Source organism: Vibrio sp. 1731 (assembly GCF_033339955.1).
GTDB classification, from domain to species: Bacteria; Pseudomonadota; Gammaproteobacteria; order Enterobacterales; family Vibrionaceae; genus Vibrio; species Vibrio alginolyticus.
In genome coordinates this window covers 316,404-335,381 of the sequence record NZ_JAWOVO010000002.1, presented here as the reverse complement: position 1 = coordinate 335,381, position 18,978 = coordinate 316,404, and the positions used below count along the sequence as shown (strand labels likewise).

General features: G+C 46.0%; 19 protein-coding genes. 8 read left to right on the top strand and 11 right to left on the bottom strand.

The genetic code is table 11. From position 1 onward, the window contains the following. Positions 1–107: 107 nt before the first annotated feature. Positions 108–359 carry a DUF3081 domain-containing protein gene (locus tag R7035_RS04200; RefSeq protein WP_005374440.1) on the bottom strand — a complete coding sequence of 84 codons (252 nt, stop codon included), beginning with the start codon at positions 357–359 and terminating at the stop codon, positions 108–110. 374 nt (positions 360–733) lie between these two features. Here R7035_RS04200 and nagB point away from each other — a divergent pair, with 374 nt between their 5' ends. Beyond that, a complete protein-coding gene (gene nagB, locus R7035_RS04195) occupies positions 734–1,534 on the top strand; it encodes a glucosamine-6-phosphate deaminase (protein WP_005374441.1) in 801 nt (266 codons plus the stop codon). A gap of 91 nt (positions 1,535–1,625) precedes the next feature. Here the strand turns inward: nagB and R7035_RS04190 are convergent, their stop codons facing one another. Further along, positions 1,626–2,492, bottom strand: coding sequence for a hypothetical protein (locus R7035_RS04190; RefSeq protein ID WP_025768733.1), 867 nt, complete (start codon positions 2,490–2,492; stop codon positions 1,626–1,628). Positions 2,493–2,646: 154 nt separating this feature from the next. Continuing rightward, complete coding sequence (gltS, locus tag R7035_RS04185) at positions 2,647–3,873, bottom strand: sodium/glutamate symporter (protein WP_318145980.1); 1,227 nt, start codon at positions 3,871–3,873, stop codon at positions 2,647–2,649. A 413-nt stretch (positions 3,874–4,286) separates the two neighbouring features. On the opposite strand from gltS (R7035_RS04185), the gene R7035_RS04180 reads away from it, so the two are divergent. The 3 genes from R7035_RS04180 to R7035_RS04170 are packed head-to-tail and all read left to right on the top strand — an operon-like array spanning position 4,287 to position 6,342. Then, positions 4,287–4,658 carry a GntR family transcriptional regulator gene (locus R7035_RS04180; RefSeq protein WP_005374444.1) on the top strand — a complete coding sequence of 124 codons (372 nt, stop codon included), beginning with the start codon at positions 4,287–4,289 and terminating at the stop codon, positions 4,656–4,658. Continuing rightward, positions 4,655–5,512, top strand: coding sequence for an ABC transporter ATP-binding protein (locus R7035_RS04175; RefSeq protein ID WP_005383221.1), 858 nt, complete (start codon positions 4,655–4,657; stop codon positions 5,510–5,512). Before R7035_RS04180 ends, R7035_RS04175 begins: the two co-directional genes overlap by 4 nt. Further along, on the top strand, positions 5,512–6,342 hold the full coding sequence (locus R7035_RS04170) for a membrane protein (protein ID WP_047102488.1): 831 nt from the start codon (positions 5,512–5,514) through the stop codon (positions 6,340–6,342). The genes R7035_RS04175 and R7035_RS04170 overlap by 1 nt, the downstream gene beginning before the upstream one ends. A gap of 100 nt (positions 6,343–6,442) precedes the next feature. Here the strand turns inward: R7035_RS04170 and gltS (R7035_RS04165) are convergent, their stop codons facing one another. Beyond that, a complete protein-coding gene (gene gltS, locus R7035_RS04165) occupies positions 6,443–7,678 on the bottom strand; it encodes a sodium/glutamate symporter (protein ID WP_005374448.1) in 1,236 nt (411 codons plus the stop codon). Positions 7,679–8,539: 861 nt separating this feature from the next. On the opposite strand from gltS (R7035_RS04165), the gene R7035_RS04160 reads away from it, so the two are divergent. The 4 genes from R7035_RS04160 to R7035_RS04145 all read left to right on the top strand — a co-directional run bounded on the left by R7035_RS04160 (position 8,540) and on the right by R7035_RS04145 (position 12,199). After that, entirely contained in the window at positions 8,540–9,334 is a 795-nt protein-coding gene (locus R7035_RS04160) for a DUF4344 domain-containing metallopeptidase (RefSeq protein WP_318145979.1), read from the top strand. A gap of 24 nt (positions 9,335–9,358) precedes the next feature. After that, positions 9,359–9,745 (top strand): thiol-disulfide oxidoreductase DCC family protein, encoded by a 387-nt coding sequence (locus R7035_RS04155; protein ID WP_054576513.1) that lies wholly within the window; start codon positions 9,359–9,361, stop codon positions 9,743–9,745. A 175-nt stretch (positions 9,746–9,920) separates the two neighbouring features. Beyond that, complete coding sequence (locus R7035_RS04150) at positions 9,921–11,582, top strand: methyl-accepting chemotaxis protein (protein ID WP_258490008.1); 1,662 nt, start codon at positions 9,921–9,923, stop codon at positions 11,580–11,582. A 122-nt stretch (positions 11,583–11,704) separates the two neighbouring features. After that, the gene (locus R7035_RS04145; protein ID WP_005448882.1) at positions 11,705–12,199 is read left to right on the top strand and encodes a peptidylprolyl isomerase; all 495 of its coding nucleotides are present in this window, start codon (positions 11,705–11,707) and stop codon (positions 12,197–12,199) included. A 117-nt stretch (positions 12,200–12,316) separates the two neighbouring features. Here the strand turns inward: R7035_RS04145 and R7035_RS04140 are convergent, their stop codons facing one another. The 7 genes from R7035_RS04140 to R7035_RS04110 all read right to left on the bottom strand — a co-directional run bounded on the left by R7035_RS04140 (position 12,317) and on the right by R7035_RS04110 (position 18,975). Beyond that, positions 12,317–12,952 (bottom strand): DUF2268 domain-containing putative Zn-dependent protease, encoded by a 636-nt coding sequence (locus R7035_RS04140; RefSeq protein ID WP_115386890.1) that lies wholly within the window; start codon positions 12,950–12,952, stop codon positions 12,317–12,319. A 68-nt stretch (positions 12,953–13,020) separates the two neighbouring features. Beyond that, positions 13,021–13,812, bottom strand: a complete 792-nt coding sequence (locus tag R7035_RS04135) for a LytR/AlgR family response regulator transcription factor (protein ID WP_053303980.1) — start codon at positions 13,810–13,812, stop codon at positions 13,021–13,023. A 15-nt stretch (positions 13,813–13,827) separates the two neighbouring features. Next, on the bottom strand, positions 13,828–14,850 hold the full coding sequence (locus tag R7035_RS04130; RefSeq protein ID WP_258490009.1) for a sensor histidine kinase: 1,023 nt from the start codon (positions 14,848–14,850) through the stop codon (positions 13,828–13,830). Next, a complete protein-coding gene (locus R7035_RS04125) occupies positions 14,851–16,197 on the bottom strand; it encodes a hypothetical protein (RefSeq protein ID WP_318145978.1) in 1,347 nt (448 codons plus the stop codon). It abuts the gene before it with no gap. Positions 16,198–16,242: 45 nt separating this feature from the next. After that, complete coding sequence (locus R7035_RS04120) at positions 16,243–17,028, bottom strand: outer membrane lipoprotein-sorting protein (protein WP_191116174.1); 786 nt, start codon at positions 17,026–17,028, stop codon at positions 16,243–16,245. Beyond that, positions 17,021–18,289, bottom strand: coding sequence for an ABC transporter permease (locus R7035_RS04115; RefSeq protein ID WP_258490011.1), 1,269 nt, complete (start codon positions 18,287–18,289; stop codon positions 17,021–17,023). The genes R7035_RS04120 and R7035_RS04115 overlap by 8 nt, the downstream gene beginning before the upstream one ends. Further along, positions 18,277–18,975, bottom strand: coding sequence for an ABC transporter ATP-binding protein (locus R7035_RS04110; protein ID WP_005383201.1), 699 nt, complete (start codon positions 18,973–18,975; stop codon positions 18,277–18,279). Before R7035_RS04110 ends, R7035_RS04115 begins: the two co-directional genes overlap by 13 nt. Positions 18,976–18,978 lie beyond the last annotated feature (3 nt).

Genomic DNA, 18,978 nt, shown 5'->3' with positions numbered 1-18,978 from the left:
GAAAGCTCGTTTGACTTTACTGAGCGAGCAAGACAAGCTCATTTCTTCTCCTAAAGCCCAAGGGGGCATTCTCCCAAGGGCTTTTTTAATATTTGGGTGATGACCGTTTACTTGGCGAGCGTCGCAATCTTTTTCAGAAAGCTCTCTTTCAAATGCTCTTGGTCATATTCCAAGTGATAGGTGTTGTGGAAGCCAATTTTTAGCTCAACACCATTCCCTCTCAAGAAAACGTTGTACCCATCGTAGTCAGAAAACGCTTCTACACCTTCATACATTTTACCAAATTCGGTTGGCGTACCGTTGTTCATCACACATTCGTAAGCCTGTAGTACTTTGCTCGGATCTAACTCATTTTTCATACCGAATTCCTCACTGGTTTACACATTTCAATTATGGTTAAAGAATGAGCGCCATGCCATATCTAACCCATAATATTTGAAGTTCGTGTGCGATTTCGCACTCTGTAGGTTGTTAAAAAACAAGGTTAAGTGCGAAGGCAGAACTTAATTTAGATCATAAATTTTATCTATTGATTCGTCAGTTTCATAATGCAATTTCTTTGTAAAAAATCGTCTTATAAAAGCATTTAGATATAAAAATCGTCGACAAAACCAACATTGGTTAAAGAAAAAGCAAAATTTTGACCTAAAACAATAGCAGTTCGCCATTACTTATTTTATAATGCGAATTAATGTTTCAGTACATCGTCAATTCCAATAACTAGGGGCACAAAATGAGACTTATCCCGTTAACTCGAGCAGCACAAGTAGGTAAGTGGGCAGCTGCGCATATCGCTAAGCGTATCAACGACTTTAAACCTACTGCTGAGCGTCCATTCGTTCTGGGTCTACCAACTGGTGGCACTCCTCTAGCAACCTACAAAGCCCTAATCGAGCTTTACCAAGCCGGCGAAGTCAGCTTCAAAAACGTCGTGACTTTTAACATGGATGAGTACATTGGCATCCCTGCGGATCACCCAGAATCTTACCGCTCGTTCATGTACAACAACTTCTTTAATCACATTGATATTCAAGAAGAAAACATCAACCTACTGAACGGTAACACAGACGATCACGACGCAGAATGTAAGCGTTACGAAGACAAAATTAAGTCTTACGGCAAGATCAACCTGTTCATGGGCGGCGTGGGTAACGACGGTCACATCGCGTTCAACGAGCCAGCGTCATCTCTTTCTTCTCGTACTCGCATCAAGACCCTCACTGAAGACACTCGCATTGCGAACTCTCGCTTCTTTGACGGCGATATCAACCAAGTGCCTAAATACGCGCTGACTATCGGTGTTGGTACGCTTCTAGACTCAGAAGAAGTGATGATCTTGGTCACTGGTCATAACAAAGCTCAGGCACTTGAAGCAGCCGTGGAAGGTTGTGTAAACCATCTATGGACAGTTTCTGCACTTCAGCTTCACCCTAAAGCGGTGATCGTATGCGACGAACCAGCTCAACAAGAACTGAAAGTGAAGACAGTGAAGTACTTCTCTGAGCTAGAAGCAGAAAACATCAAAGGCTTTTAACCCATAGGATGGCAGCCTAGAAACACACTAAAAATACAAAACCCGTGTTGAACACGGGTTTTTTCTTATCTGAACAGCGGGGCTTAAGTCGTTAATAAGCTTTAATACCAAACTGACGAAGACGCTTAGGAAGCACTTCATCCAACTTGTCTAGTTCACTCGGTTCGACTTCGATAAGGTTGAAATGATGCTGCTTATAAACAGTACGAATGGTCTCACGGTCGGCCTGAGCCATCTCCCCATCGTCACTTCCCCAAAATTGCAAATAGACTTTACCGCCTGGTAAGTAAAAATCGCTAGTGACATCTTGGTCAATCGGCAGCTGACGCTCATAAGCGTGCACTACACCAGCCAAGTACAGCCAGTTGTCAATGAGCAACTCACCCTTAGAGCGTACGTAATGCCCATCTAATGTTCGGTGCTTGGCTTCAAATTTTTGGCGAAAGCTTGAGTACGATTTATCCGTAGAATGTGACTCCGCGTCTTGCCCTAAAAACTCAATGACAGACTGCTTAAGACGCTTGTTACGCAGCACTACATCGTGCCATACGACAAAGGTATTTTGTGTTTCTTTATCGGTTCTTTGCTGCCCACCAGCGCGCACACCAGCTTCTGTGACACTCCATCCCTCTTCGGATTTGGTCAACCAACCCAGTTCACTCAAAAGCTGGTTCATGCGCTTCGCATTCAATTTCAGCTTTTCACCCAGTTGTGTCGCGCTCAATGTTTTCCCTGAGCTGGGAGTCAGCTCAATATGTAAGTTGGTCGGCCAGACGATGAACTGGCCAAATTTAGGGTGATCCACATACTCACCGCCAAACTTTGCCCCTTCTTCGGTCAAAATCCACTTTTCATCTTGGCGAACGATGTAGCCTGCACGTTTGAGATCGGCAAACAGCAGCTTAGCTTCTACCTTGCGCATTTTCGCTAATGCCGACGTCGATATTTTTTCAGACATGTGGGTACCTCATGCTGCTGCAAAATTGAACACTATGTCGTCATAGTAACGCATTGATTTCACGGCTTGAAGTCAGGCAAACAAGATTTCGTGTTACAAATAGCAAAGCCAGCGTATAGGTGCTGGCTTTGTTATTTCGGTAAAAAAGCGAATGTTATTTAATAAAAGCGATGCATCCTTGCAAAATCACTAAATTCACAATGTCGATGAAGAATGCACCGACAATTGGAACCACCATAAATGCTTGTGGTGATGGACCATATCGACTCACGATGGAGCCCATATTCATGACTGCAGTCGGTGTAGCACCTAACCCAAAACCGCAGTGTCCGCTAGCGATCACCGCCGCATCGTAGTTGCCTCCCATCATGCGGAATGTTACGTAGTAAGTGAACATCGCCAACACTGCCGACTGAATAGCAAGAATAATAAGGAATGGGATCGCAAGATCGAAAATATTCCACCATTTCAAACTCATCAAGGCCATGGCAAGAAATAGAGATAGTGCAACCGTGCCAAGAATATCAACGGTTTCTAAATCAACCTTGCGCGCCTTCGTCACTTCCATGATGTTAGTGATAACAACACCAATAAACAGCGCATAAACAAAATCGGGAATCATTAACCACTTGATGTCAAAACTGCTTACCCAACTCTCGAGATACTTCGCGCCTGTCACGCAAAGTAGAATGATGGACAAGCTTTCAACGACTCTTTTCGCTGTGACACGATCTTCCTCATGTTCGTTGTACGTCACCAGTTCAGGGAAACTCTGATGACTTTGATTGGTGCATCCGTATTCCGATTCCAAGTTGTGTTTGTTTAGTAGCTTTTGTGCAACAGGGCTGCCAATAATCCCTCCCATCACCAAGCCAAATGTAGCAGAAGCCATTGCCACCTCTAGAACATTATGCAAACCATACATTTCTTGAAAAGTTTGCGACCACGCAGCTCCAGTTCCATGTCCGCCAGAAAGCGTAATGGATCCGGCGATCAACCCCATGAGTGGATCTAACCCCAACGCTGTTGCTAAGGACACGCCGACCGCATTTTGGATAAGAATGTAGACCGATGCCACAACTAGGAAGATGAAAACCTTCGCACCGCCTTTAATCAGTTGGGTGTAATTTGCCGCTAAGCCAACGGTTGCAAAAAACATCAGCATAAAGACGTTTTGCAGTGGTAAATCAAAGGAAACATCCACACCGTTTAAGTGCATCGTCGTGATGACGCAAGCGACCACTAGACCACCAACAATTGGCTCTGGAATATTAAATTTTTTTAAGGTTGGTAACTTGGTATTGATGAACTGCCCTAAAAACAACACGCAAATTGCGACGAGGAACGACTCCTGTGGGCCGATAGATATTACCTGATTCATGAGACCTCTTTACTCTACTCTTTCTCATTCATTGAGCACGCGCTCAACGTGAGATAGGTGCCTAAGCCAGTCAGATTGCCTCTCGAAACTTTTGTTTTCTAGGCCTCTTTGACCATCAGTTCTCATCAAGTAAGAAATAGGCAGACCTAAAATTATGCTAATTATCATTCAGTGAGAATATTCATTTAGAACAGGTGATAAGTGTATTGATGGGAAGAGAAAAACAACACTTCTCAACTTATGAGAAGCAATTAATTTCCATATAAAACAAAACCTCAAAACAACGACCACATAGGTGGATATTTAGAGCGAATGAGACAGGCGGATACACTAGGTTTTAAATTATTACTTTCTCTCTAATGCACTAGGTGTTATACATATATATAACACCATCTCAACCAAGAGATTCACTCATGACTAATTGGCATGATCGCCAACCGATATTTCGACAGTTGGCAGACCAGATCACGCAGCAAATACTGCAAGGTGTCTGGCAAGAAGGCGATGCTCTGCCCTCCGTCCGTAGCATCTCTGCAGATATGAAAATTAACCACCTCACCGTTATGAAAGGCTATCAATTGCTTGTTGATGACGGGCTAGTGGAGAAAAAACGCGGTCAAGGTATGTTTGTCGCTTCAGGAGCAAAGCTCAAATTACTCGCAGACGAGAAGGCACGTTTTCTTCAGCAACAAATTCCGCAGATAGCCGACACAATACAGCGTCTGGATATGTCACTCGACGAATTCATTCAACAACTAAAACCACACTTGAAAGGTGACCAATGAGCGCATTAGTCAGTGTAAACAACGTCTCCAAGCAATATCAGCAACAAGGAGAAGCACTGCATGAAGTGAGTTTCGACCTACATGCAGGACAAGTACTTGGCTTACTCGGCCATAATGGCGCAGGTAAATCAACGCTTATTAATGCCCTACTCGGTGCACATGAATATCAGGGCACTATTCGTATCAACGGATTTGAACCTATTATGCAACGCGACAAGATAATGCAGAGCTTATCCTACATCTCGGATGTCAACGTTCTGCCAGATTGGATGACCGTTGCTCAACTGCTTAACTATACCGAGGGCGTGCATCCAGGGTTCAATCGCGCCCAAGCAGATACGCTACTTCGTCAAACGGACATCAAACCTCGTGCGCGTATCAAATCTTTATCCAAAGGGATGAAGGTGCAATTACACCTCGCGATTGTGATCGCGACCAACACCCAAATCCTCATATTGGATGAACCGACACTCGGGTTAGATCTCGTGTATCGCGAGACGTTTTATCGTCACTTATTGGAATGGTTTCACGACGGCGAGCGCGTGTTGATCATCGCCAGTCATGAAGTATCAGAGATTGAGCACTTGCTGACAGATGTTCTGATTCTTAAGCATGGTCGCCCCGTTCTGCAAACCTCGATGGACAGTATCAGTGAAGACTATTTCATTCTTGAAGCCAACGACGAGCACCGCACACAAATTGAAGCGATGAACCCACTCTCGTCACAAAAAGGCCTCGGTTCAACGAAATGGTTACTCAAAGCCCAGTATGCCCAACAAGCAGAAACAATGGGCTCCATCCATGGGGTGAAGTTAGCGGATTTATTTTTAGCATTGCAGAAGGAGGCAGCGTAATGCGTTCAGTTGTCGCGATGTTGCAAAAAGAGTGGTTAGAAAACCCTCTTGTTTTACGTATTCCACTGTTTGTGTTGGCGTGTGGAGTTATTCTCTTTGTGAGTTTAATGAGTAACGACACTCTACAACACAATATGTTTTTCCAAATGAGCTTTGGTGGCGATGTCAGTGACATTCACAAAGAGCTTGGTGATGATGTCAATACGTTGATAACCGGAGGAGCAGGGCTGCTGTCTATCTTGTTAGCCGTTCAGTACTTCCCAAGAACGCTACGCAAAGAACGGGCGGAAGGCAGCATTATGTTTTGGCGCAGTATGCCTGTCAGTGACATAAAAACCCATTTAGTGAAGCTAGGATTTGGCTTATTGGTGATTCCGCTCGTCTGCTCGGTGCTCGTACTCGCTGCAAATTTAATGTTGTGGTTGCTGAACATCTCTACTGATCACCAATTGGCTTTATTGTACCGCCAAGTCTCGTTAGGTTACGTGCTGCTGCATTGGGGAGAGTTTTTAATCAGAATGTTTTTCGCCGGTATTCTGCTGTTACCGCTGGCATTAACTGCGATGGCTATTTCACAAAAAGTGAACTCACCACTGGTCATTTTGTTTATCGCCATTTATGCGCTGCGTTGGATGCCTATCGCACTTTTTGGTTTCTACGGGCTAGATCAGTTTTTCTCCGAAGTGCTTTACCTTCCGCTGCACGCCATTATTACACCAAACCCATTCAATGCCATTCCTCAAGCGGGTTGGTTAAACGTTGGCATTTACGCCTTCATTGGTATTCTTGGTTGGACAGCTAGCCTCAAGTTCAGCCGAACTATCCAATAATGCTTCGTTCAATAAACGACCAAACCAAGTCATAAAAAAACGGTCACAACCAGTGTTGTGACCGTTTTTATTTCGCCTCTAGGAGCTCATCCACTTAACTTTAACCAAGGAATGAAATGTAGCCTTGCAAGATAATTAAGTTGACGATGTCGATAAAGAAAGCGCCCACAATTGGCACCACCATAAATGCTTGTGGCGACGGGCCAAATCGGTTAACGATTGAACCCATGTTCATTACGGCTGTTGGGGTTGCACCCAAGCCAAAACCGCAGTGCCCCCCTGCAATAACCGCAGCATCGTAGTTGCTTCCCATCACTTTGAACGTAACATAGTACGTAAAGATAGCTAAGACGACAGACTGCACAGCTAAAATAACCAAGAATGGAATCGCTAGATCAAAGATATTCCATAACTTCAAGCTCATCAGAGCCATCGCTAGGAACAGAGATAGCGATACCGTACCTAACATATCGACCGTTTCGGCATCTAACTTACGAATCTTGGTCACTTCCAAGAAATTCGTAATGATCACACCAATGAATAGCGCATATACGAAGTCTGGAATCATCAGCCATGAGATTTCATACGTGCTTACCCATTGCTCGACATACTTGGCCCCAGTAACACAGATCAGTAGGAAGAAGAGTTTCTCCACAACTTTTTTCGCCGTTACTTTATCTTCTTCGTATTCATTGTAAGTCACCAACTCCGGGAATTTCTCGTGAGTTTTGGCATCTCGACCACCACGACCATACTCAGACTCTATGCTGTTCTTTTCCACCAGACGCTGCGCTACAGGGCTACCAATGATACCGCCGATGATCAAACCAAAAGTCGCTGATGCCATTGCAATTTCTAAGACGTTATCCAATCCATACACGTCTTGAAAGGTTTGTGACCACGCAGCACCTGTACCATGACCACCTGACAGAGTAATCGAGCCAGCAATTAACCCCATCAAAGGATCTAAACCGAGCGCCGCCGCAAGTGAAACGCCAACGCCGTTTTGTATGATGATGTAAAACGATGCGACAGCTAAGAAGATAAAAACCTTCGCACCTCCTTTCATCAACTGAGTGTAATTTGCGGCCAAACCAACTGTCGCAAAAAACATTAACATAAACGTATTTTGTAATGGCAAGTCGAACTCTAAATCGATGCCGTTGAAATGAAGAGCAGTAATCATGCAGGCTACAATAAGACCACCTACAATCGGCTCAGGTATGTTGAATTTCTTTAAAATCGGTAGCTTAGCATTAATAAAATGCCCCAGGAAAAGCACACTGATTGCGACCAAGAAGGACTCCAGTGCACCTACAGATATTAAATGATTCATATCGCCTCTTATTATTGTTCTCTTCATTCTCCGTAATGAATGAGTGTTAGTTTAACCTTCGTTCAATAGCAAATTTTCTCGCTTTATTGTTTCGAAAATACTCAAAAAGTTGGTGTAGATGCGCCTTAGGCTAGTTTAAGGGGCGCTCCTTAAGCGATGTGTCAGTTTTTACGCTGTTAGCAAGCCCTTAAATGTGAAAGGAGCTGATACAGCTCCTTCAAATGGCCCCTCGCAATACCTGTGCGTTATCGCTTGGGGTGTTGTGTTGTGAGTAAATTCTGGGTGACACTTTCTGAACCACTTCGGGCTCCCTTACTTAAACAGAATGTGTCAATTACTATCAAACAAAGTTCCTTCCCGTTGTAACCGCTAAACGCCGAGAGCGCGTTCAAAACAATTGGGTTTGCCTGTTCCTGTCGTAGCTTTTCAACTCTGGCTCATGGTGTATAAACGAGCCGAATCCAAGGAAACTCTCAGGCTGCAACAAACGTTTTCGTCACAACGGAGCAGGATTATAACATATCGCTGATAATTTTCTTCAATTCAGTGACATTCACCAACCCCATGGTTAAACATTGCAATGATTAACTGCCTATTATCATTTTCACAGATAAAGATCGAAGCACAGTTACTCAGTAAGCTTCTTAGAAAACGATGCATAGCTAATAACTTCACCGCCGTTCTTATCCAAGAGGTCTTGATAAACGCCCTAGAGAACCAAGCAGCCGAAATATGCGATGTTATCATGATTGCTTTTCGAGACCGACGTCCCGACTTTGGCTATGAGTACAACCCCAACTATGCATCAGACAAAAACATGTATAATTTTTTATACAAGTTATTCAATAACAAGAGTCCCACATGAACATTCATTCGCTTTGCCCTGCGCTATTACTCAGCGTCGTCTCATCAGCTACAGCATCTGAAAACATTCGTATTCAATATTCTCCCATAGAAACAACTCATGAAAAAATCGCCCAACAATCGATTCAAAGCAGCGATGTAAACACCATCTTTGTTGAGCTGTCTCAGGCCTACTTTCCATTTGATAAAGCTCTCACGCTGGTTTACGGCGGAGAAGATGGTCCAATGTATGATCCTGATACACACACAATATACGTTCCTTACACTTTTTATTTGGAGTCGCTCAATTACTTCTCCAATAATCAGTATGAAGAACGCTTCGGAAAATCCCCAAAAACAGGGGCGCTAGATACGTTATTGCACACTTTACTTCATGAAGCTGGACATGCTTACATCGAAGATCAAAGCATCCCTGTTCTCGGAAAAGAAGAAGATGCGGTCGATAATTTTGCCACTATTTTAATGATTGACTTCCTAGAAGATGGCGCAGATATGGCCATTAGCGCCGCCGACATGTTCGCATTCGAATCCGACGACAGACCGGACTACTACGATTTTGGCGAGTACATTGACGAACACAGCTTTGATTTGCAGCGTTACTTTTCAACGTTATGTCTGGTGTACGGTAGTGATCCTGAGCAATACAAATCCTTACTCGATGAAGTAGAAAAAGACTACCTGCGTGATCGCAAAGAGTTCTGCCAATTCAATTACGGCAACATTCGCGACAATTGGCTGCATTACTTGCAAAACAATGAACCAAAAGAAAATTCGCCACGTAAAAGCGATTAGAAAATCTCAAATAAGAAAACCGCAATGACAAAACTCACCATATTTTATGACGGAACCTGCCCGCTTTGTGCCAAAGAGATGAAGGCGCTAAAACAACGCGATTCCAAGCAGCACATCAAAACCGTCGATATCTATAGTGATGCATTCGCAGATTATCCGCAGATCGATCCTGAACAAGCCAACACCATTTTGCACGCCCTCAACGAAAAGGGGGAGCTTCTGCTTGGGTTGGACGTGACTCATCGTGCGTGGCAATTAGTTGGTCGCGGTTGGCTCTACGCTCCACTGCGTTGGCGCCTCGTTAAACCTGTTGCTGACTGGCTTTACCTCAAATTCGCAAAGAATAGGTATCGCGTCTCATATTGGTTAACAGGGACTTCTCGTTGCAATAGTGGGTCGTGTTCACGTTAATTGTGATCCCGCTTAAAAATGCTACGACCTTCGTCTAGATTTACAAATTTCCAGTACTTCTGATTGAGTAACTCGGTTAATCTCTAAGCATTACAACAATAAGTATTAACACTTTTATCAGGCAAGCTTATTCAGCTTGTCACTTGTAACGCTGCGCCGAGAGAAGGACGTCTCTATGAATCTGACGATCAGAAAACGACTATATATCCTTTCAATAATTCCAATTCTAACTATGGCAATAGGCATGATGTGGTTCACCTACGTACAAACCACGGCCTACAACGAGCACGAGATTGAGCAAACTCGAAGTCGAATGATGGAGATGAAAAAAGCCGAACTCAAAAGCTACGTACAAATGGCGCGTTCCGCTGTCGAGCCGCTACTCGCACAAAATGCCCCACTGGAAGAGGCTCTGCCTATCTTGAAACAACTAGAGTTTGGTCAATCCGGCTACATCTTTGGTTATGATTCAAAAGGCGTTCGTGTCGTGGTGGGTAAAAACACCAAAGGCATCGGGGAAAACTTCTATAACTTGCAGGACAAGAAAGGCAATTACCTGATTCAGGATTTGATCAAAAATTCCAAAACTGGTGAGTTCACGACTTATTACTTCCCGAAACTCGGTCAGAACGAAGCACTACCGAAATTGAGCTACTCGGTCTTTATTCCTGAATGGGATTTAATGTTGGGTACAGGCTTCTACACTGATGATATCGACGCCATTGTGGCAAACATGGAAGAAGCCGCGCATCAGGCCCTCAACACCACACTGACGGCTATTGCTCTGTTCTGTGTTTCGATTGCAGCCATCGTAGCGGTCTTCGCGGTGTTTGTTAACCGCAGCATCATGAAGCCTATCGAGCAGTTTGATGCTTCAATTCACTCTTTCGCGCAAGGCGATGCAGACTTAACCGCGCGCATGGAAGAATCAAGCGTGCCGGAATTCACTCAGTTGAGCCGTAACTTCAATATCTTTGTTGAAAGCCTGCAAGGCATCATCAAGAGCGTGAGCCACGTAGGGCAAGAAGTGGTTTCAGAAACCAACGACATGTCACAGCGAGCATCGCAAGTGGACGAATTGGCTTCTGGTCAGCGTGAAGAGACCGAACAAGTCGCAGCGGCAATGACCGAGATGACAGCAACGGCGCACGAGATTTCCAGCAACGCTAACCAAGCGGCGCAATCCGCCAAAGACGCCGATGAAAATTCACAGCAAGCGAAACACATTGTTGATTCCGCAGCAAACTCTGTCGAAGCGCTCGCTCTAGAAGTATCGGAAGCCAGCACAGTGATTTCTCGTTTAGAGAGCGATGTACAAAACATCTCTTCTTCGCTAGAAGTGATTCAAGACATCGCCGAGCAAACCAACCTATTGGCACTAAACGCAGCCATTGAAGCAGCCCGTGCAGGCGAACAAGGTCGCGGCTTCGCAGTCGTTGCCGATGAGGTCCGTAAACTGGCGAGTCGCACTCAAGACAGCACAGGCGAAATTCACCAAATGATTGAGCAGTTGAAGTCTGGCTCGGATGCAGCAGTGAAAGCCATGGGTTCAAGCCAAGCGCGTGGTGAAGCAACCGTTGAGGAAGCACGAGCAGCCTCTGCCGCACTGCAAGAAATCCAAGCCGCGATTGCTAACATCATGGACATGAACACCCTGATCGCAACGGCAACTGAAGAGCAAAGCCAAGTTGGGCAAGAGATTTCACAACGCATCGAAGTCATCTCTCAACAAAGCAGCCAATCGGCGCACCTTGCCAACCAAAACCGAGCAGGCAGTGGCAACCTTAACCACAAAGCTAACGAGCTGTACGACTTGGTCGGCCGCTTTACGGTTTAAAGCTTTCCTCACCCATTCACCATGCAAACAGCGACGCCAAAACGTCGCTGTTTTTATTTCTGCTATCCTCATACGACTTAGCTATAATGCCGCCAACTTAGCACCTACAAGGGCAAAACCAGATGATTATTATGACCACCAATTTCGGTGACATCGAGATTGAACTGAACCTAGAACGAGCGCCAGTTAGCTCAAAGAACTTCAAAAAATACTGTGAAGATGGCTTCTACAACGGCACCATTTTCCACCGCGTTATCGATGGCTTTATGATTCAAGGTGGCGGTCACACCGAAGACATGGCAGAAAAGCCAACGCGCGCACCAATCGCGAACGAAGCAAACCGTGGTCTTAAGAACCTTGTTGGCACTATCGCAATGGCACGAACCGATGCACCGCACTCTGCAACAGCACAATTCTTCATTAACTTGGAAGACAATGATTTCCTAGACCACACCGCTACTACCAACCTAGGCTGGGGCTACGCCGTGTTTGGTAAAGTGACCGCGGGTATGGATGTCGTAAACCGCATCGCGAAAGTGAAAACGACCTCTAAACTTGGTCACGATGATGTGCCATGCGATCCAATCATTATTGAGAAAGTGACAGTCAGCGAATAAGCCCATTCGCCTCTTCGGAGAAACCGTCGCTATAAAACGAAGAAAGCGCCTAACGTCTGATGACTTAGGCGCTTTTTGTTTTTATGACTCAGCCGATTAGTTTGGCTTGTGCCAGAGTTATTGATAGAAAAGCTCGGCTTTTGCTCCGACTAAATCAAGCTCGGAGCCTTGAAAATCAGCCAGATATTCAACAACAAGGTTGTACCCAACCCAATACCCCATGTATTTCGGCCAGCGGCTTTCATCGCTGCCAAGAAAGTAAGCATCGAAGTTGTAATCTAGGCTGGTCAGCTTGTCTTTCATTTCAGCGTAGAAAGGGCGCCAATCTTGATCTTTGATTTGCTCAAACAAACTCGGAGTGACGCCGCCATTCACCTTACGTTCGAAGTGACAAGCTAACCCTTCCATAATTAGTACATCACCAAGTGCAACGCCACTTTCTCCCGCTCGCATACGGAACAGGTGATGCAACTCATGCGCTAACACCGCAGCTAGTTCTTTCTCAATAACGTTTTTAATATCAGTACGTTGAGTATCAAGCAGAATCTCTACACGATAGGCACTTAAGCAATAGCCACCAATCCCCGTCTGCGGTACGTCATTGCGATCAAACGGGCTAATGGTGAGGTCAATGTTACTCAAATCAAAGTAACTAGAAAGTTGTGAGCTCAGATCATCAAGTTTCTGATGCAAATACTCAGAGATTGGAGACAGTTCTCCCGTCGCATTTAACAGGGTTACGCGATAACTCATTTATCTTCCTTGATAATGTGGGTTAAGAGCAGCGAGTTTACAGTGTAAAGAGTGAGCAGTTCTAGCGATTACATCCCTTTGAACAAACTTTGAGATGCACGACTCACCGGAAGCTTAGTTTCTCCAACGTGAACAAACATTCTTCCAGCAAAGTCTTTGTTTACTTTGCTAATTTTGCACACTTGCACAACGCTTGAACGGTGTACTTGCCAGAACTGTTCTGGGTTAAGCTGCCCTATCAACTCTTTCAACGATGTGCGAATCAAATACTCCTGCACTTTGCCTTGTCCTTGTTGGGCATACACAGAAACGTATTTTTCTTCCGCTTTGAAATACAACACATCAGACGTGGCGATCAGATGAATGTCTTCCCCTTGCGTCGCTTTGATCCACTGAAGATATTGCGGCGTTTGTGGCGCGGATAATTGCTGCAACTGCTCTAACAGGCTGCTCATCTGCACATTACTGCTTTCTTGCTCTCGCTTAGCAAGGCGTGCTTTCACTCTTTCACACGTCGTCAGGAGGCGCTCATCCGAGATAGGCTTGAGCAAATAATCGGCGGCATTTTGCTCAAAAGCTTTGATGGCGTAATCATCGTACGCTGTGACAAACACAATCAAAGGTGGATTGGCGAGTTGATTGAGTTTTTGCGCTAATGTCATACCATCCAAAACTGGCATACGAATATCGAGAAACGCAATATCAGGTTGACTTTGCTCAATGGCTTGCAACGCTTGTTCACCATCGGCGACTTTGGCTATCACCTCTAGCTCTGGCCACACTTCAGCTAGGCTTTTATCAAGATGACGCCTCAATAACGGTTCATCATCAGCAATAATGGCAGTAAACCCTGTATTCATTCCTTTCTTCCTTGATTACGATTCCATTGGCCAGCGCAAGCGAACACAAACGCCACCCTGAGCAGACTCACTGATAGAAACCTCTCCTTGACCTGCGAACAAAGCTTCAACTCGCTGCTTGAGATTACTTAGACCCACGCCAGACCCCATGTGCCCACTCACGTGATTCAAGCCAACACCTGTGTCTCTGACTTCAATCTTCAAGTTCTGTTGTTCGCGCTTAATGAGTAAGCTGACTTCGCCACCTTCTCGCTTCGGTTCAATACCATGGATGATGGCGTTTTCGATTAAAGGTTGGAGCATCATCGGCGGTAACTCGGTTCTGCCTAGTCCCTCTTCAACCTCAATCTTGTAGCTGAGTCGGTCACCCAAACGGGTTTGTTGGATGCTTAAGTAAGCCTCAAGTAACGCCGTTTCATTGTCTATGGTGGTGTGTTCTTCGCGTGAGCTTTTTAGCGTTGCTCGCAGCAGCGCGGTCAACTGTTCTAGCATCAGCTTGGCTTTATCGACATCTTGCGACATGAGCGCGCTGATATTCGCCAAGGTATTGAATAGAAAATGCGGTTCAATCTGGCTTTGCATCTGCTTAAGCTGACTCAGCAAGAGCGCACGATCTTGCTCTGCTTTCTCGCGCTTGATGGCTTCCAACTCTCGTTGAGCAACCGCCTCTTTCTCACGCGAGTAAAAATAGAAATAACACATACCGCTAAACAGTAATCCCATTAAGCCAACAGGGATCATATCGGAGATACCAAAATACTCTCCGAGCCAAAATTGCGCATTAATCACCCCAAACAATAAACAGGCAACAAGCGAACACACCACTTCTATTATACGTGGGATGGTTGGAAATAAACGGTCAATCAACCATGAGAAGAAGATAGCCGAATAGCCAAATCCAAAGCTAACCGCCACATGAATGTAAAATGGACCGCCCCAAACCGAGAGCGTCATTGCTGCGATAAAGAGACAAAATGCCGTGGTCACTAATAAGCTACGCGGCCATCCACTTTTCACCACTGATTTTGCTGAACACATTTAGAATTTCCCTTTGATGTTAAATACAATCATATGCTTATCATTGATTTGTGCGTAAGCAGATTGGTCGTCTCCGGTTAAAAAGCGTGCGGCAACTTCCACTTCTACACTTTGATCACCATTATCAATCCATTGGTAGTTAAGCCACTGCGTGATAATCACACCACCATCTTGTGGCGACAACATCACATCCAACGTAGGGGTTACATCACTTAGCCAGCCCATATCCGCTTTACCGTTCCATGCAGCCCACGCTTCCACATCCCAACTCCAGTGCAGCATTACGTTATGCTGAACGATATTGGCATGCTGAAACCCTTGGGCATAGCTTGTCGCAAGTAGAGCGCTGCTAGCCAACAGAGAGTTGTTAGGTTCAGGGATCTGAGAGAGTAATTCGCCACGCTCTATTGCTTGTTGCCATTCGCTTTTCGACCATGCTCGGCTGTCGTACCAATATTCAGCAATCACGTTGTGTCCGGCTTGGTTTGCCCAGTTCACCCCAACTAAGGCTTGGAATGCGCAGCCCTGCTCCTCAACCGAAACAGGTTGGTAGAGATCATCCTGCTGAAACTGATAGCCGACACTTTGCTTTTGCCACAGCATTGCTCCGTGCATGGCGATGGATTCATCCCACACCGCAATGGCACTGGCGCCAAGCAAACCTCGGCGCACATCATCGTAATAACCAATCAGCTGATATTCTGTGTCACCCACCAGCGCATAACGACGAATACCAATACCTTGTTGCTCTGCGGCTTGATCAAGTGCACTTTGGTTTTGTTGCCCCCAGCTTGAATCGGTCGCAATGACGGTCCACTCGCCGGCCATATCATAGTGTGAAAGTGAAAACACACCCGCCCCCTCTTCTGCGACTAAGCCAACAGGGTTTTGTCGATAAGGCTTAAACAGACCCAAAGGTCGGTAGCCATAACCGACGCCCCAATCCACACGCAACTTACCTAAACTCACATCCAGAGTGGTATCACCGACTTGCCATTCCCCTAGCCAAGCCAGCTCTCTAATCAGCAACTGGTTATCAGCTTCACTCCACCAGTCACTCTCACCTTGTTGATTGAGGTACAAACCTTGGCTATACAGAGCGAACAAACCACTGAAGTTCTGATAATTCACCTGCACATCCAACAGTGCATTAAGTGAATCACGAGAACTGCTCTGCGCCTGCATAAATGCGCTATCACGCTGCTTGACCGTTTCGTAACTGACAGCCCAATCCCACTCAAAACTCAGTTCATCATTGGCAAAAGCAGGGGCTGACGCGCCCACACACAATGAGGCAGCAATCAACAAACTGGTGCTTTTGTTAAGGTTAGGCTGGTGCGATTTCATGTAACTTCCTTGCTCGTTTTCATGGTTCTATTTACGGAGTTCAGGCTAAAGCTGAGTCGTATTGGCTTTAGGCAGATAGCTTGGGTTGTAGAACTTGTTATCCAGTTGCCAAGGCACGATTTCTTGATACTCGATAACGGTCTTTTTGCTCGGCTGAATGCTATCGAGCAAGGTCATCTCACTGACGTAGTCTTCACCGTTGTCAGTTGCACGTCCGTATTGCGCTTGCTTGGCGAGTTTGCCAGAGCGCAAGTAAAGATCAGCTTTAATTGGAAACGCATCTTGCTCAGACAACCACAAGTCGATCTTCTGATAGCTCGCCCCTTTGGTTTTCGCGGTTAAAGCAAGGTGATAAGCCGCGACACTTTCCCCGTTTACCGAAACGGTTTCTGTCGCTTTCCATTCACCTTGATAATCTTGGCTCCACGTCAGCGTTGAGATGTCGCCGATAGACGCTTCACCAAGCAGCTTTTGCATTGGCGTAATGCGAATCGGACGGCGGCTCTTCGGCATTTGTAGCCAATAGTTGTCGCCCATCATCAACATCTTTTGCCCTGCTTCAACCGCCGATTTGAATACCACCAGCGATTCACGATTTGGACGCGTGTACACGTGGTAAAGGCGAGTTTTATCTAATTCTTGGTCTTGATATAAGCGCACCAGTGACACCACTTTGGAGGAATCATCTTGCAAGCGGTAGCTGTCGGCTTTTTCAATCAATTGCGCGACTTGCTGTGCATCTAACGCTGTTTCATTCGCACTGGCATTCATGCTTACAACGCCGCTTGCCGTCAGCAATGCAATTGGTAATAGTGATTTGAAATTAAACATAAATCAGTGCCTCCGTAATTGGCTTGTTCACCCCTTTGCGCGCCGAGAAAAACGCCGCAACCAAACAAATCATCAATACTGCGAATCCTGCGACAGCCACCAGCTCCCAAGAGAAGTAAATCGTTAATGGGTAACCTTCTGTGCGTCCTGGCGGTGGCGGCATTTGCACATCCACGACCATCAGTAAGACGGTAACTAACCCAGTAAACAAAGCGCCAATTAAGCTGCCAATAACCGCAAGCAACCCTGCTTCGCGCAAGAACCCAGCAATGATTTCGCGAGGGTAGCTACCAAGTGCTGACAAGGTGCCGATTTCACGGGTGCGTTCCGTGACCGACATGGTCATGGTGTTAAACAGCGCGACAAATACCACCAGTGCCATTACTGCGCCCATGATGCCGAAGATACGGTCGTACAAATCTTTCACTTTGAGATAGAAGAACGCACGTTCTTGCCAAGGCGTGATCTCAATATCTTGCTCGCCAAAGTTCTGCTTTTGCTTACTCAGAACCGAAGCCACTTGTTGCTCGACTTGGCTCGTTAAACTGGTGTCGAACAGGAAGACCGATAACGCGCTGACTTTGTCTGAGCCCAACAACGATTGTGCGCTGTTGATGTGCACGTAAAGCTGGCGTTTATCAAGCTCAGGCACGCCTGTTGAATAGATGCCACGAACTTTGAAGTCATACGCGTTCAATGCGCCGTCGGTAGTGGTCGCCAGCAAGGTAATCCAGTCGCCAACGTGCACGCTTAGGTTGTTCGCCAAATCAACACCGAGCATCACTTCTGGCTCCGCTGGGTCATAACGCGATGCATGAATGTTGGACAGCGTCTGCCCTTCGCGCACATCCAAAAACGGTCCTTTCATATCGAATTCACGTTCGTTCACGCCAATGCCAATAAAGATAGATGATTTGTTACCGTTGGAAATCAAACCACTGAACTCAACTCGTGGTTGCACACCTCGCACTTCATTCAACCCAATCAATTGCTTGGTAATGTCGTCTGCATGAGTTAAACCGTTACTCAGTGGCATCTCTTCTTCTTTGGCGAAGTAACCCGGTGTGGTTAACGTCAGATGCCCCGTGTCACGCGCTGTCGACTCTTTCAAACTGTCGTAGGTGTACAGACCAAAACCGCCCGCACTGGTTAACGCAAACACGGCAATGGCAATGATCAACATCGACAACAAACTGCGACGGCGATTGCGTTGCAGGTTCAACCAAGCAAGGCGAACCGAAACGGGAATTAGCTTGCCCATGAAACCTCCTCCACACTTGCGTGCGTTTGGGTGATTTTGCCATCCACCAACTCAATGGTTCGATCGCAGCGAGATGCCATACGAGGGTCGTGTGTGGCGACGATAAAAGTGGTGCCAAGCTCGTGTCCGAGCCCTTTCATGATATCGATGACCTTATTGGCAGTTTGGCTATCAAGGCTTGCAGTGGGTTCATCGGCAATCACCAACGCCGGTTTGTGTACTAACGCACGAGCAATTGCCACACGCTGCTGCTGACCTCCCGACAAGTTATCGGGCATGTGATGAATAAACTCGCCCAAGCCAACGTGTTCTAGCATTTGTGTGGCGAGCTCGGTTTGTTCTGCTTTTGAAAAGCCGTTGAGATGCAGCGGATACGCCACGTTCTCTAGCGCCGTCATCACGGGCACAAGATTGAATTTTTGGAACACAAAGCCAAGCTTTTCGCGGCGCATTTTCGCCGCTTGCATTTGTCCGGTTGGGTATGGGCTGCCTGCAAATGTCACCTGACCTTGGTATTGAGTATCCAGCATGCCAAGCACGTTAAGTAAGGTGCTTTTGCCTGAGCCAGACGGTCCGCATAATGCCACCATTTCGCCGGAAAACACTTCACCAGACACGTCTCGCAATGCACGTACCGTTTGGCTACCAAGGGCGTAATCACGGCTAAGTTGATTAAATACGATCATGGC

Bases quoted from the DNA above. Each gene is read 5' to 3' on its own strand.
- R7035_RS04115 (WP_258490011.1), bottom strand. From the start codon at position 18,289: ATGGGCAAGCTAATTCCCGTTTCGGTTCGCCTTGCTTGGTTGAACCTG.
- R7035_RS04180 (WP_005374444.1), top strand. From the start codon at position 4,287: ATGACTAATTGGCATGATCGCCAACCGATATTTCGACAGTTGGCAGAC.
- R7035_RS04190 (WP_025768733.1), bottom strand. From the start codon at position 2,492: ATGTCTGAAAAAATATCGACGTCGGCATTAGCGAAAATGCGCAAGGTA.
- R7035_RS04120 (WP_191116174.1), bottom strand. From the start codon at position 17,028: ATGTTTAATTTCAAATCACTATTACCAATTGCATTGCTGACGGCAAGC.
- gltS (WP_005374448.1), bottom strand. From the start codon at position 7,678: ATGAATCATTTAATATCTGTAGGTGCACTGGAGTCCTTCTTGGTCGCA.
- nagB (WP_005374441.1), top strand. From the start codon at position 734: ATGAGACTTATCCCGTTAACTCGAGCAGCACAAGTAGGTAAGTGGGCA.
- R7035_RS04170 (WP_047102488.1), top strand. From the start codon at position 5,512: ATGCGTTCAGTTGTCGCGATGTTGCAAAAAGAGTGGTTAGAAAACCCT.
- R7035_RS04125 (WP_318145978.1), bottom strand. From the start codon at position 16,197: ATGAAATCGCACCAGCCTAACCTTAACAAAAGCACCAGTTTGTTGATT.
- R7035_RS04130 (WP_258490009.1), bottom strand. From the start codon at position 14,850: ATGTGTTCAGCAAAATCAGTGGTGAAAAGTGGATGGCCGCGTAGCTTA.
- R7035_RS04200 (WP_005374440.1), bottom strand. From the start codon at position 359: ATGAAAAATGAGTTAGATCCGAGCAAAGTACTACAGGCTTACGAATGT.
- R7035_RS04135 (WP_053303980.1), bottom strand. From the start codon at position 13,812: ATGAATACAGGGTTTACTGCCATTATTGCTGATGATGAACCGTTATTG.
- R7035_RS04175 (WP_005383221.1), top strand. From the start codon at position 4,655: ATGAGCGCATTAGTCAGTGTAAACAACGTCTCCAAGCAATATCAGCAA.
- R7035_RS04150 (WP_258490008.1), top strand. From the start codon at position 9,921: ATGAATCTGACGATCAGAAAACGACTATATATCCTTTCAATAATTCCA.
- R7035_RS04160 (WP_318145979.1), top strand. From the start codon at position 8,540: ATGAACATTCATTCGCTTTGCCCTGCGCTATTACTCAGCGTCGTCTCA.
- R7035_RS04110 (WP_005383201.1), bottom strand. From the start codon at position 18,975: ATGATCGTATTTAATCAACTTAGCCGTGATTACGCCCTTGGTAGCCAA.
- R7035_RS04145 (WP_005448882.1), top strand. From the start codon at position 11,705: ATGATTATTATGACCACCAATTTCGGTGACATCGAGATTGAACTGAAC.
- R7035_RS04155 (WP_054576513.1), top strand. From the start codon at position 9,359: ATGACAAAACTCACCATATTTTATGACGGAACCTGCCCGCTTTGTGCC.
- gltS (WP_318145980.1), bottom strand. From the start codon at position 3,873: ATGAATCAGGTAATATCTATCGGCCCACAGGAGTCGTTCCTCGTCGCA.
- R7035_RS04140 (WP_115386890.1), bottom strand. From the start codon at position 12,952: ATGAGTTATCGCGTAACCCTGTTAAATGCGACGGGAGAACTGTCTCCA.